This window comes from Duganella sp. Leaf61 (assembly GCF_001421905.1).
Classification (GTDB): domain Bacteria; phylum Pseudomonadota; class Gammaproteobacteria; order Burkholderiales; family Burkholderiaceae_D; genus Rugamonas; species Rugamonas zoogloeoides.
Genome location: NZ_LMLM01000028.1, coordinates 99,998 through 112,559, shown reverse-complemented (window position 1 = coordinate 112,559; position 12,562 = coordinate 99,998). Strand labels below are relative to the sequence as shown.

Here is a 12,562-nt window from a genome sequence, read left to right as displayed (position 1 = left end):
ACACCTGTCAGATATTGTTGACACATGAAATCAAAACACCTTACTGGCGATCAGCTGCTGGCGGCGCTGGCGGCTCTGTCCAACCCGCACCGTTTGCGGGTGGTGGCTGCGCTGGCCGCAGGCGGGCGCAATTACGTGAGCCAGCTGGCGCGGGAGTTGAACATCAGCCGGCCCTTGCTGCATTTGCATTTGCAGAAGCTGGAAGACGCCGGGCTGGTAACGAGCCAGCTGGAACTGTCGGACGATGGCAAGGCGCTCAATTTTTTCGACGTCGCGCCATTCGCCATCGACCTGTCGCCGGCCATGATCACTGCTGCAGTCGCCACCCTGACCAACAATCCTGAAAAATAGAGGCAACCATGTCTGAACCGATTTACCTGACGACCCTCGGCATCTTCTTCGGCACGATCCTGATGATCTTCCTGATCCGCTCGCAGACCATCGTCAAAAAGGCGCAGCTGCAAGCGGACAGCGAAGAGTCTTACCGCCTGCTGGCCGAACGCGCGGTCGCCGCCGAAGAAGCCACCGCCGCTGCCCTGGCCGACCTGAAAATCCGCATCGTCGCGATCGAAAAAGTGCTGAAAGACGTCGAGTAATCCAACCTGCCAGAATGGGAGTAGCGCCATGCCACACGTATCGCTGTTTCGTTTGTATTCGCTGAGAGCTGTGTACCTGATCATCGCGCTGGGACTGGCGCTGGTGGTATGGCCGGGCGTGCTGCGCCACGCCGAACCGTGGGGCCTGGCCCAGGGCGTGGTCAAATGCATGCTGACGGCGTTCAGTCTGCTGTGCATCGTCGGCATCCGCTATCCCTTGCAGATGCTGCCGGTGCTGCTATGGGAAATGACGTGGAAGTCGCTGTGGCTGCTGCTGGTCGCCCTGCCCGCCTGGCAGAGCGGCACCATGGACGACACCATCATCGCCACCGCCTTCGAATGCGCGGTGGCCATCATCATCCCGATTGCGATGCCGTGGGGGTATGTGTTCGATCGGTACATTCGCAAGCGTGGTGATCGGTGGGGTGCGGCTGCGGTCTGAGTCGGCGCAGAATAGTGCCATTCGCTACTGCACAGCTGTGACAATTCGCGTATTTCCAGCCCTGTTCTGTCTTATATAGTTCGAGTTGCCTAACGGCACTTCAACTATCTACAAGGACAGATGACCATGACGAGTTTGCAAGCCCCGAAACAGAGCGTCAGTTTGCACTACGCGGTGTCAACGGATAACGGCGCGGTATTGCCGATCAAGGGACAAGGTACGGTATCGATCAAGCCCGATGTCGTCGAAGACGCCCTGCGCTTTGTCTTCTCCACCAGGGAAGGCAGCACGCTGGAGGTGGCGATCAGCCGAACCTGCTTTACCATCGATTGCAAGACGGCCGGCAAGATCAGCAACCTGGTGACCTCGGAAGACAAAAAACTGCTGCTCACCCTGCCCGGAGTCAGGCAACCGTACTGGGTCAGCATCGACACCAACAACCAGCGCATCCGCTACGGCAAAGGTGAGATGCTGCGCGGGCTGATGCTGCTCGAATATCAGTGGGACGACAAGCCGGACTGTCCGGTGAAGACCTTCAGCAAAGATTTGCGCGAAGTCGACATTCTGGGCACCGTGAAGGACCACCTGCGCGTGATGCAGATACCGGTCACGCTCGATCCACCGCCTACCGTCATCCCGACGTCGGCCATCACCATGGAAATCATCGCCGGTAACAGCGCCTCGGTGGTCAACGACCTGCCCCCGGTGTGCCAGCGCCTGTACGCCAACGTCGCCGGTCCCGGCATCACCCTGAACTCGCCGGACTTCCCCGAGTTTGCCCAGGCGATCCAGTATTCCATCGTCACCGATGGTGCGCTGTGCAATACCAAGCTCAAGCAAAAGGAAGCAGAGTTCGGCTACCTGCGCATCACGCTCGACACCAATATGGGCGACTCCCCCGGCCAGCCGTACGTGCTGGAGATCTGGCCGGCAGGCAATGGCTCGCCGATCCACGACCACGGCGAAGCGTGCGCAGTCATCAAGGTGCTGCATGGACAGATCCAGGTATCGTGGTTCAGTTCGCTCGACCCGAACCTGCTCACACCGTGGGGCAGCATGATCGCCCATGCCGGCGACGTCACCTTCCTCACGCCCGACTATTACCAGATCCACCAGCTGAAAAATCCGTCACCGAAACCGGGCGGAGACTTCTGCGCGACGATCCAGTGCTACCGCTATCCGGACACTAACGACACGCACTACGAATACTTCGACTACATCGAGAAAGATAAAATCGAGCACTTCCTGCCGGACTCGGATTGGGAATACCTGGACTTCAAGCAGAAGATCAAGGAAGAGTGGGAAAACGCGATGGCGGCCGCTGCAAAGTAAGGCCCAAAGCAAAAAGCCCAACCGGTAAAGGCTGGGCTTTTTGATGCTACATGTTCTGGCTCCCCGACCTGGACTCGAACCAGGGACCTGCGGATTAACAGTCCGTCGCTCTACCAACTGAGCTATCAGGGAAAAGAGGCCGCATTATATACGGCCCGTTTGCAGCTGTCTAGGCTGCGCGGCGACTTTTAGAAATTGCCGCGGAACTGGGCGCCGAACTGGCGTGGCTCGTTCACGAAACCGGTGCGGTTGTTGAAGTCGATGCCGCCGATGATGCGCGCGGTGTTGGTGATGTTGCGGCCGAATGCTGCCACTTCATACTTGCCGCCATCCCAGTTGTAGCCGATGCGCACGCCGCCTTCCACCATCGATTTGCCGGTGAACTCTTTCGACTCGTACAGGAAGAAGTTGATCTTGCTGCGGTAAGCCCAGTCGGTCAGCACGAACAGGTTGCCGTTTTCCAACGCCCAGTTGTAGCGGGCGGTGGCGTTGACGGTGTACTTCGGCGCCTGTGGCAACGCGTTGCCGTTGATCAGGGCGAAGCCATTGGCATCGACCGGATCGGTCACGGTGCAACGGCTAGGGCTGCAGGTGGCCACGCGCAGCGACGGGTCCTTGATCTCGGTGAAGTTGTACGAACCGCCTGCGGTCACCTTGAAAGCCGGGGTGATGAAGGCTTCGAAGTCCGCTTCCACGCCACGGCCGGTGGTCTTGGCTGCGTTGATCAGCTGGTTGGCATTGGACAGGCCGCCCACCACGGTCAGCTGCTGGTTCTTGACTTCGTAGTTGTAGATGCTGAAGTTGGCACGGGCGCGACGATTGAACAGGTCAGCCTTGATACCGGCTTCATACGAGGTGATGGTTTCCGCATCGGCCACGGTGATCGGCACTGCTGCCGATGCCGCTGCGATACTTGGCGCGCGGAAGCCGGTCGCCACGCGGGCGTAGGCGTTGACGTCCGGGTTGATCTTGTAGGTCAGGCTGGCATCCCAGTTGGCCTTGCTCTTGTCGGCGTCGGCCGTGCTTGGACCCACTTGCGCCACGTTGATGTTGGTGACCGTGCGGAAGTCCTTCTTGTCGTTGGTGTAGCGCACGCCGCCACGCAGCACCAGGTCGCTGCTCAGGTCATAGGTGACCGAACCGAAGATGGCCTTGGCGGTGTTGTTCTGGTGACTCACCAGGTGCGAGGTACGCGTACCGGCGGTGTCGAAGTTGTCGGTCAGGCCTTCGGCGCTTTCCTTGAACCAGTACACACCGGTCTGCCAGTTCAGGGGACCGGCGTTTTTCGATTCGACGCGGAATTCCTGGCTGTACTGTTTCAGGTAGCTCAGGCCACCGGCAGTCTCGACCTGGAATGGCACGCCCGGCTGGTTCGGGTAGCCACCGTCGATGTCGCCACGGCTCAGGTAGTCGTCCACGCCTTCGTAGCCGGTGATCGAGAACAGCTTGACCGCGCCCAGGTCCCACGACAGTCGCACGTTGGCGCCGTTGGTGCGCAGGTGCTGGCCGTTCTGGGCATTGGTGCCGATCTTGGTGAAGTCGTAGCCGTCGGCAAAGTCGTTGGTGCCCTGGCGGATCAGGTTGGCGCGGAACAGGCGTGCGCTGCCGGTGGTCGAACGCGAGTGCACGTTGAACAGGGCATTGAAGGTGGTGCTTGGCTTGTACAGGAACTGCACGCGCTCGGCGTGTTCGTTGTAGCCTTCCAGCGAATCTTTGGCGCCGGTGAAGGTGTTGTCGACGAAATCGTCGCGGTGCTGGCGCAGGGTCGATACGCGCATCGCCCATTCCTTCGACAGCGGCACGTTGGCGGCACCTTCGACGTTGATGGTGTTATGGGTTGCTGCGGACAGGCTGTAGTAGCCCTCGACCTTATCGAGGTTCGGCTTGGCCGATTCGAACTTGACCACGCCGGCCGGAGTGTTGCGGCCGAACAGGGTGCCCTGCGGGCCGCGCAGTACTTCCACGCCGGCCAGGTCGAACATCGGGAAACCTTTCAGGATACCGTTTTCCTGCACCACGTCGTCATAGATCAGCGACACTGGCTGCGAAGCGAAAGCGTTGAAGTCGGTGTTGCCATAGCCGCGAATGTAGAAGCGCGGGAAGGTACGGCCGTTCGACGATTCGATGTTCAGCGATGGCACTTTGCCGGCCAGCACGCGGATGTCCTGGCCGCCGGACAGCAGCACGTCGAGGCGCTCGTCCTTGAGCATCGTCACCGACACCGGCACGTCCTTGATGTTTTCAGCGCGACGCTGGGCGGTTACCACGACGGTTTCCAGTTGCGGTTGGGTTGCGGTCTGGGCCATTGCGGCGCCCATAGGCATAACGGCGCTCAGCGCCAGCAGGCGCTTGTGCATCTTGGACAGTTTGATCATTCGAATTCCCGATTTAATTGGCTGATAAAGAGTGCGAAACAGTGTCTCCTGTCTTCTCTTTGGTGGTCTGGCTTCCGGCTGATCATCTGTCGCGACCATGACGGTTCAAGCGGGGCAACGCATCTTGAAGATGTCTAGAATGCACCCGCTTTGAGAAAGGCGGTATTTTCTTTCATTGATAGGTGGTATTGCAAGCCGAATATATGACCAGCTCGCTTAAGTGTTAGATATTCGGTACACCAACTGTGTTTACAGAATATAAAAAGGCGCCCGGCTGTGCAGCGGGGCGCCTTCTGGCGAAAAAATCAATACTGTTTATTTCGTTACGCCAAGTCGATTGGGCGCGACTTTTTTGGTGAAATCCTCAGCATGTGTGTGGAAAACACCACAGCAGTTACATGCCGAGCGAACGCAGCAGGTCGGAGTTGTCGTCAATGTCATCCACCGGCACGGACTGGGAACCCTGGTTACCCTTGGCTTGTTCGGCATCCATCAAGGCGTCGGCATCGGTTTCTTCGTGGGTGTCGAAGTCGTGCAGGCGGATGAATTCGGTACGGTCGATCGCCAGTTCCAGGTAGAAGATGTTGTTCTTCTCGGTGTAGAACGTTACGCGGCGGATTTCCGGACGGTCCAGCGGCGTATCGACGTTCAGCATCACCTGCTTGTTGAGCACCAGCATTTTCGGCTGGTTCTGGGTGATGTTGGTTTGCAGTTCGCGGCGTACCTTGCCAGTGAAGTCGCCGACGATCTGGTTCATCAGCTCGCCCATGATGTTGGACACTTCGTCCGACGTGTGGGCGGTGGCCAGTTCCGACTTCGGCATGCCCATGGTGAGCATGTAGCGTTCGTAGATTTCCATCGCGGTGGCGGCGCTGAAGTTGAGCACCACCAGGCCGGTAAAGCCGCCGTCGAACAGCACGAAGCAACCGATGTCCGGCTTCAGCCCGATCTTGGTAATGCGCTGCACCATGCCCGAATAATTCACGCGGCTCTGCGTGGCCACGTTGATCACGCGCGATACGGAATCGCACAAGCTCTTCAGCACATCCTCGGTGCCGTACACAACCGTTTCTTTTTCAAAACTCATGGTGAACCTCTGTGACCTTTTCAATTGTAAAAGCTGGGTGCAGGTGCGCGCTGCGCAACGACCGCGTCCCGAGTTAGAAGAATAACCAGATGCAAGATTCACGTCCACCGATACCTGCGATTTGATGAAACATTTGTGCTGAAATGCAAATTCTGTGAGCCATCCGCCTATGCCTCATGGCAGACCTGGTTTGTTTCAAATCGAATTTGATTTCCGGTAACATTCTCCGGCATTACCGCTATATCAAACATATCGAATCAATCATCAATCCCGGGAAAAACCAATGAACAATTTCCGCTCACGGTTACGGACGGCGTGCGCGCTGGCCGTGGCCGCCCTGCTGGCAGCCTGCGGCGCCGGCGATGACGCCAACCGGCAACCGGCCGCCAAGACCGCCAGCTTTGCCGCCACCACGGTGGTAGCCGGCAGCGATGCGCTGGTACTGCCGCTCGAAGTGCTCGGCAACGGTGCGCGCGCCACGCCGGTGATTGCCGAAGCCCGGCTGGGCCTGGCTGCCGACAAGCTCGGCGCCGCGACACAATTGTGGTTCCAGTGCCACCGCTGCGGCTTCTACGGCGCGCCGGAATTCGAGGCCACCACCGCCCTGCCCGTCAAGATCAAGGCCAGCATCCGCATCCTTGGAGGCGCCGGCGACGACAGCAACGCGCCGTGGATCGACGTTACCGACGCCAACATGGTGCTGGCCGACGACGAGCGCCTGCACGGCGGCATCAACGGCGGCTTCTACACCACCCGCATCACCTTGCCGCTCGACGCGGCGGCCAGGGCGCGCCTGGTGGCGCTGCCCGGCATGAACCGCATCCAGTTCCGCTTCAATGGCACCGACGGCGAATCGAACGGCTACCGCATCCTCAACCTGCAACTGCAGGACGCCAGTGCAGCGCAAGTGGACACCACCACCGTGCAGCGCTTCGATCCGCAAAGCGAGCGCGGCACTGGCAACCTGGCCCAAGCCGATATCGATGCCGGCAAAGCCTTGTGGTACGCACATGGCAACAACGCCAAGTCGGCCATCGTCACCCGCAAGCTGCAGGCCGCGTGCGCTTCGTGCCACGCCGACAACGGCCGCGACCTGCAGTACTTTAATTATTCAAACAATGCCATCGTCCAGCGCAGCCGCTTCCACGGCCTCTCCGGCACTCAGGGTGCGCAGATCGCCGCCTTCCTGCGCGCATCGCTCAAGGACGTACCATACGTGGCCAAGGCGCGGCCATGGAATCCGCCATACCAGCCTGGACCAGGCCTCGACTGCACTACCGCTGCCTGCGCGACCGAATGGTCGGCGGGCGCCGGCCTCGAGGCGGTGCTGACCAATCCGACCGATGCCGTGAAAGCGCTGTTCGGCAAACCTTTAAACGCGCCGCTGGCCCTCACCCAGGCCGACATCGACCGCGTGATGAATCCCGACGCCACCATGAACGTGCGCGAGACCGCGATCCCGATGCAGTTCCCCGACTGGAACGCCTGGCTGCCCACCACCCATCCGCTCGACATCTGGCCCACGACGGCAGACGGCAGCGGCTTTACCAACGGCATCCAGCATCCGAACGAAGGCTGGCAAAATCCCAATGGCCGTTACCATGACCTGATCAACTGGTTCGAGCAGCACAAGAACCCCAACGGCAACCGCGCCGACTACAGCCACCTGGTCCCGGACCTGCGGGTGCAAATCAATGCCATGATGACGTTTACCGGGTGGGACGCCTATAAATTCCTCGGCGGCGGACGCGGCAACCACATTGCCGACAACGGCCAGCAATACGGCGCACAGCGCGGCGCCGCTTACCTGCAAACCCTGGCCAACAGCACCACCATGGCCGCCGCCAAGCCGCGCGACTTTACCACCAACGCCTTCATCGAACGCGCGGTGGCCAGCATGTTCCACTGGAACGTAGTCAAGCAGTGGGAACTGGCGCAGGACTACCAGCTCGAAGGCAACCAGACCTGGTTCATCGGCGACAAGGATAAAACCACCGGCCAGTGGAAGGGTCGCGGCGAGGCGCACGGCTGGCCGTTCCAGACCGTGAGCCTGTTCTTCCTGGCGCCGCACATGGTGTACCAGGAGGACAAGAACGCGGCGGGCAAGATCACGCGCGAGTGGTATACGGCATGGGAGGCGGACAACATTGTCGGCTCCTACTACCGCAGCAACCAGTGGTACCAATTGCAGATGACGGTCAATCCCGGCGGCCAGAGCGGGTGGGTGAACTACCCGATGGACTGGCCGTACCTGACCGCGTTTGACGAATACATCGGCGACCTGGTGGGTTCTGGCACACCGGCGGCGCGCGCATTGCAAAACAGCCACAACGTCCGCCTGCTGCAAGGACGCATCAAGGGTGCGCAATACGTCAACAACGATATCCCGATCTGGGACCCGAACGGCCCCACCGGCTACGACAACGCCGCCCGCTACGGCCGCGCCCAGATCGTCAAGCACCTGGCCACCGCCAACTTCCTCGACAAGGCCACGCGCGAAGGCGTGCAGCCATCGCGCTACCGCTTCCTCGACGAACTGCAGCCGGGCCTGTATCTGAAAACCGTGAACGGCGCGATCGGCCAGTTCAACGCGCTGTACACCCATCAGCCAGTGAGCGCCTGGCGCCGCTGCGACCCGGCCAACACCGAGTTGGGCGAGCCGGAAAACGTCGCCGGCTTCCGCTACTGCCTCGACCAGGCCAAGGCACCACTGGGCCAGTATCCGGACGGCGGCTACTACATGATCACCAACAACCTCGGCCAGATGACCACCGAGCAGACCGAACAGTATGGACTGTGGAAGGCAACGCAGCTGGGAGCGAAGCCGGCGCGGTTGAAGGTCTGGCGTGATTGGACTGAGGCGGTTTGGCCGTGAGGTAAGCGAACTTCGGGGGAATAGTTACGCCCCCGAAGTTTTGGGGGGCAGTAAACGAAAAAGGCCACGTTTCTCAACGTGGCCTTCTTGTATTCTGGCTCCCCGACCTGGACTCGAACCAGGGACCTGCGGATTAACAGTCCGTCGCTCTACCAACTGAGCTATCAGGGAATTGTGTCGCTCGGTACTACCCGATGCATGCTGCGAGCATTTCATTCATCGGTTCAAACAGCGCGTTGGCGCTGCTTTGAAATTCTGGCTCCCCGACCTGGACTCGAACCAGGGACCTGCGGATTAACAGTCCGTCGCTCTACCAACTGAGCTATCAGGGAAAAGAGGCAACATTTTATACTGTTTATCTTGCACTTTCAAGAAAGAATTCTTTCAGTGCAATTCTTAACGGTACATCTCGTTGCCATCTCGAATCACGTTGCCGCGATCCGGAGAAGCAAGATTTTAGAGTACTTTGGCGATGGCGTCAATAACGGTATCGATGTTGCGCGAGTTCAGTGCTGCCACGCAGATACGGCCCGTGTCCACGGCGTAAATCGATTGCTCGCGCAGCTTGCCGACCTGCTCCTTGGTCAGGCCCGAGTACGAGAACATACCCACCTGGTCGCGCACGAAGTCGAAGTCGTGCGACGGCGCCTTGGCCTTGAGCTTGGCGACGAATGCTTCACGCATTTCCTTGATACGTACGCGCATGCCGGCCAGCTCGTCTTCCCAGAGCTGGCGCAGTTCCGGCGTGGTCAGCACGGTGGCGACGACCTTGCCGCCGTGGACCGGCGGGTTCGAGTAGTTGGTGCGTACCACGCGTTTGACTTGCGACATCAGGCGCGCCGCTTCTTCACCGCTAGCGGCTACCACGCTCAGGGCGCCCACGCGCTCGCCGTACAGCGAGAACGATTTCGAGAACGAGTTCGAGACCAGCAGCGGGCCGCCGGCGTCGGCAAAGCGGCGCACCACGGCGCCGTCTTCGGCGATGCCCGCGCCAAAGCCCTGGTAGGCCATGTCGAGGAACGGCACCAGGCCGCCGGTGGTCACGGCTGCAATCACTTCATCCCATTGAGCCGAGGTCAGGTCGGCGCCGGTCGGGTTGTGGCAGCACGCGTGCAGCAGCACGATCGAGCCGGCAGGCATGGATTTCAAGTCGGCCAGCATGCCGGCGAAGTTGACGCCGTGGGTGCTTGGGTCGTAGTAGCTGTAGTTGTTGACGGTGAAGCCGGCGCTTTCGAACAGCGCGCGGTGGTTTTCCCAGCTTGGGTCGCTGATATAGACCTGGGCGTCGGGCGCGAAGCGCTTGAGGAAGTCGGCGCCGATCTTCAGGGCGCCGGTGCCGCCGATGGCTTGCACGGTAATTGCGCGCTTCTCTTGAATTACCGCGCTGTCGGCGCCAAATACCAGCTCTTGCACCGCCTTGTCGTAGGCAGCCAGACCTTCGATGGGCAGGTAGGTGCGCGGCGCCGGTGCGGCGATCAGGATTTCCTCGGCCTTCTGTACGCAAGCCAACAGCGGCACCTTGCCATTGTCGTCATAGTAGACACCAACGCCAAGGTTGATCTTGGCCGGGTTCTGGTCGGCGTTGAAGGCTTCGGTGATACCCAGGATCGGGTCGCGTGGGGCCATGTCGATGGCGCTGAACAAGCTAGGATTCGTCATGATAAGATTGGATTCGATTTGAGCGGTTCGCAGTGGAAAATTTTGACAGCGCCCCTTACTAGTATCCGAAAATTAGGCCGCTGGCAGGCCGTCATTCTAACAAAGGTCTGATCAAGATGGCTGAATTACCCGTAATAGACACTTCTGCGGCAACCGTGGTCACCTTCCCCGACTCGCCCTACAAGCTGCACCAGCCGTTCCCGCCGGCCGGCGATCAGCCCGTGGCGATCGACCAGCTGTGCGAGGGCATCAACGATGGCCTGTTCTTCCAGACCCTGCTCGGCGTGACCGGTTCCGGCAAAACCTACACCATGGCCAACGTGATTGCGCGCCAGGGCCGCCCTGCCATCGTGTTCGCGCCCAACAAGACGCTGGCCGCACAGCTGTACTCGGAGTTCAAGGAATTCTTCCCCGAGAACGCGGTCGAATACTTCGTCTCGTACTACGATTACTACCAGCCCGAAGCGTACGTGCCGCAGCGCGACCTGTTCATCGAAAAGGACTCGTCGATCAACGAGCATATCGAGCAGATGCGCCTGTCGTGCACCAAGTCGCTGATGGAGCGGCGCGACGTGGTGATCGTGGCCACCGTGTCGGCGATTTACGGTATCGGTAATCCGAGCGAATACCACCAGATGATCCTGACGCTGCGCGCCAAAGACCGCGTCTCGCAGCGCGACATCATCGCGCGCCTGATCCAGATGCAGTACACGCGCAACGAAGTCGATTTCGGCCGCGGCACCTTTCGCGTGCGCGGCGACACGCTCGACATCTTCCCGGCCGAGAATGCCGACCTGGCCGTGCGCCTCGACCTGTTCGACGACCAGCTCGAATCGATCCAGCTGTTCGACCCGCTCACCGGCCGCGTCAAACAGAAGATCCCGCGCTTTACCGTCTATCCCGGCTCGCACTACGTCACGCCGCGTTCGACCGTGCTGCGCGCGGTGGAGTCGATCAAGCTCGAACTGCGCGACCGCCTGGAATTCTTCCGCAACGAGAGCAAGCTGATTGAAGAGCAGCGCCTGGAGCAGCGCACCCGTTTCGACCTCGAGATGATGCAGGAAATCGGTTTTACGAAAGGCATCGAGAACTACTCGCGGCACCTCAGCGGCGCCATGCCGGGCGACCCGCCCCCTACCCTGGTCGATTACCTGCCCAAGGACGCGCTGATGTTCATGGACGAGTCGCACGTGCTGATCGGCCAGCTCAGCGCCATGTACAACGGCGACCGCTCGCGCAAGACCAACCTGGTGGACTACGGTTTCCGCCTGCCGTCCGCGCTTGACAACCGGCCATTGAAGTTCGAGGAATTCGAGCAGAAGATGCGCCAGACCGTGTTCGTCTCGGCCACGCCGGCCGAGTATGAAAAGACCCATGCCGACCAGGTGGTCGAGCAGGTGGTGCGCCCCACGGGCCTGGTGGACCCGTTGATCATCGTGCGCCCGGCCAGCTCGCAGGTCGATGACCTGATGTCCGAGATCACCGACCGCGTGGCCAAGAACGAGCGGGTGCTGGTCACCACGCTGACCAAGCGCATGTCCGAGCAGCTGACCGAATACCTGAGCGACCATGGCATCAAGGTGCGCTACCTGCACAGCGATATCGAAACGGTGGAACGCGTGGAACTGCTGCGCGACCTGCGCCTGGGCACCTTCGACGTACTGGTCGGGATCAACCTGCTGCGCGAGGGCCTGGACTTGCCCGAGGTGTCGCTGGTGGCGATTCTCGACGCCGACAAGGAAGGCTTCCTGCGCTCCGAGCGTTCGCTGATCCAGACCATCGGCCGCGCCGCGCGTAACCTCAACGGCGTGGCGCTGCTGTACGCGGACCGCATGACCGATTCGATGGAACGCGCCATCGGCGAAACCGAACGCCGGCGCGCCAAGCAGATCGCCTTTAATACCGCCAACGGCATCGTGCCGCGCGGCGTGCAGAAGAAGATCAAGGACATGATCGACGGCGTCTTCAGCCCCTCGGAGGCGAAGGAAGAACTGGCGGTGGCGCAGGAATCAGCCAAGTACGAATCGATGAGCGAAAAGCAGATCGCCAAGGAGATCAAGCGCCTCGAAAAAGCCATGGTCGATCACGCCAAGAATCTCGAATTCGAAAAAGCCGCGCAAGTGCGCGACCAGCTCCATGGGCTCAAGAAGCAGCTGTTCGGCGCCCCGGGCGCGGATACGCTGCCGTCATAAAGGT

The 12,562-nt window shown here is 60.4% G+C and carries 9 protein-coding genes and 3 tRNA genes; 6 read left to right on the top strand and 6 right to left on the bottom strand.

The genetic code is table 11. The features are described 5' to 3' along the window. Positions 1–24 precede the first annotated feature (24 nt). The 4 genes from ASF04_RS15590 to ASF04_RS15575 all read left to right on the top strand — a co-directional run bounded on the left by ASF04_RS15590 (position 25) and on the right by ASF04_RS15575 (position 2,370). Entirely contained in the window at positions 25–351 is a 327-nt protein-coding gene (locus ASF04_RS15590; RefSeq protein ID WP_056143475.1) for a transcriptional regulator, read from the top strand. Positions 352–359: 8 nt separating this feature from the next. After that, positions 360–596, top strand: a complete 237-nt coding sequence (locus tag ASF04_RS15585; RefSeq protein WP_056143472.1) for a hypothetical protein — start codon at positions 360–362, stop codon at positions 594–596. Between the two features lie 28 nt (positions 597–624). Next, positions 625–1,038 (top strand): hypothetical protein, encoded by a 414-nt coding sequence (locus ASF04_RS15580; protein ID WP_056143470.1) that lies wholly within the window; start codon positions 625–627, stop codon positions 1,036–1,038. Between the two features lie 126 nt (positions 1,039–1,164). Next, a complete protein-coding gene (locus ASF04_RS15575) occupies positions 1,165–2,370 on the top strand; it encodes a cysteine dioxygenase family protein (RefSeq protein WP_156368666.1) in 1,206 nt (401 codons plus the stop codon). A gap of 56 nt (positions 2,371–2,426) precedes the next feature. On the opposite strand, the gene ASF04_RS15570 is transcribed toward ASF04_RS15575, so the two are convergent. From ASF04_RS15570 to ASF04_RS15560, 3 genes are all read right to left on the bottom strand, one after another. Further along, a tRNA-Asn gene (locus tag ASF04_RS15570) sits at positions 2,427–2,502 on the bottom strand. A gap of 56 nt (positions 2,503–2,558) precedes the next feature. Further along, entirely contained in the window at positions 2,559–4,745 is a 2,187-nt protein-coding gene (locus ASF04_RS15565; protein ID WP_056143465.1) for a TonB-dependent receptor, read from the bottom strand. A 394-nt stretch (positions 4,746–5,139) separates the two neighbouring features. Next, positions 5,140–5,832 carry a DUF3334 family protein gene (locus tag ASF04_RS15560; RefSeq protein WP_056143462.1) on the bottom strand — a complete coding sequence of 231 codons (693 nt, stop codon included), beginning with the start codon at positions 5,830–5,832 and terminating at the stop codon, positions 5,140–5,142. Between the two features lie 283 nt (positions 5,833–6,115). Here ASF04_RS15560 and ASF04_RS15555 point away from each other — a divergent pair, with 283 nt between their 5' ends. Further along, the gene (locus ASF04_RS15555) at positions 6,116–8,707 is read left to right on the top strand and encodes a hypothetical protein (protein WP_056143459.1); all 2,592 of its coding nucleotides are present in this window, start codon (positions 6,116–6,118) and stop codon (positions 8,705–8,707) included. 95 nt (positions 8,708–8,802) lie between these two features. On the opposite strand, the gene ASF04_RS15550 is transcribed toward ASF04_RS15555, so the two are convergent. From ASF04_RS15550 to ASF04_RS15540, 3 genes are all read right to left on the bottom strand, one after another. Beyond that, positions 8,803–8,878, bottom strand: a tRNA-Asn gene (locus ASF04_RS15550). Between the two features lie 85 nt (positions 8,879–8,963). Beyond that, positions 8,964–9,039 (bottom strand) — tRNA-Asn (locus ASF04_RS15545). Between the two features lie 124 nt (positions 9,040–9,163). Beyond that, positions 9,164–10,366: an amino acid aminotransferase gene (locus ASF04_RS15540; RefSeq protein WP_056143456.1), complete on the bottom strand. Its 1,203-nt coding sequence runs from the start codon at positions 10,364–10,366 to the stop codon at positions 9,164–9,166. Between the two features lie 116 nt (positions 10,367–10,482). Between ASF04_RS15540 and uvrB the strand changes: the two genes are divergently transcribed. Further along, on the top strand, positions 10,483–12,558 hold the full coding sequence (gene uvrB, locus ASF04_RS15535) for an excinuclease ABC subunit UvrB (protein WP_056143453.1): 2,076 nt from the start codon (positions 10,483–10,485) through the stop codon (positions 12,556–12,558). Positions 12,559–12,562 lie beyond the last annotated feature (4 nt).

What these genes read in the sequence shown, in the direction of transcription:
- ASF04_RS15590 (WP_056143475.1), top strand. Translation starts at nt 25, where the DNA reads ATGAAATCAAAACACCTTACTGGCGATCAGCTGCTGGCGGCGCTGGCG.
- uvrB (WP_056143453.1), top strand. Translation starts at nt 10,483, where the DNA reads ATGGCTGAATTACCCGTAATAGACACTTCTGCGGCAACCGTGGTCACC.
- ASF04_RS15555 (WP_056143459.1), top strand. Translation starts at nt 6,116, where the DNA reads ATGAACAATTTCCGCTCACGGTTACGGACGGCGTGCGCGCTGGCCGTG.
- ASF04_RS15565 (WP_056143465.1), bottom strand. Translation starts at nt 4,745, where the DNA reads ATGATCAAACTGTCCAAGATGCACAAGCGCCTGCTGGCGCTGAGCGCC.
- ASF04_RS15560 (WP_056143462.1), bottom strand. Translation starts at nt 5,832, where the DNA reads ATGAGTTTTGAAAAAGAAACGGTTGTGTACGGCACCGAGGATGTGCTG.
- ASF04_RS15575 (WP_156368666.1), top strand. Translation starts at nt 1,165, where the DNA reads ATGACGAGTTTGCAAGCCCCGAAACAGAGCGTCAGTTTGCACTACGCG.
- ASF04_RS15540 (WP_056143456.1), bottom strand. Translation starts at nt 10,366, where the DNA reads ATGACGAATCCTAGCTTGTTCAGCGCCATCGACATGGCCCCACGCGAC.
- ASF04_RS15585 (WP_056143472.1), top strand. Translation starts at nt 360, where the DNA reads ATGTCTGAACCGATTTACCTGACGACCCTCGGCATCTTCTTCGGCACG.
- ASF04_RS15580 (WP_056143470.1), top strand. Translation starts at nt 625, where the DNA reads ATGCCACACGTATCGCTGTTTCGTTTGTATTCGCTGAGAGCTGTGTAC.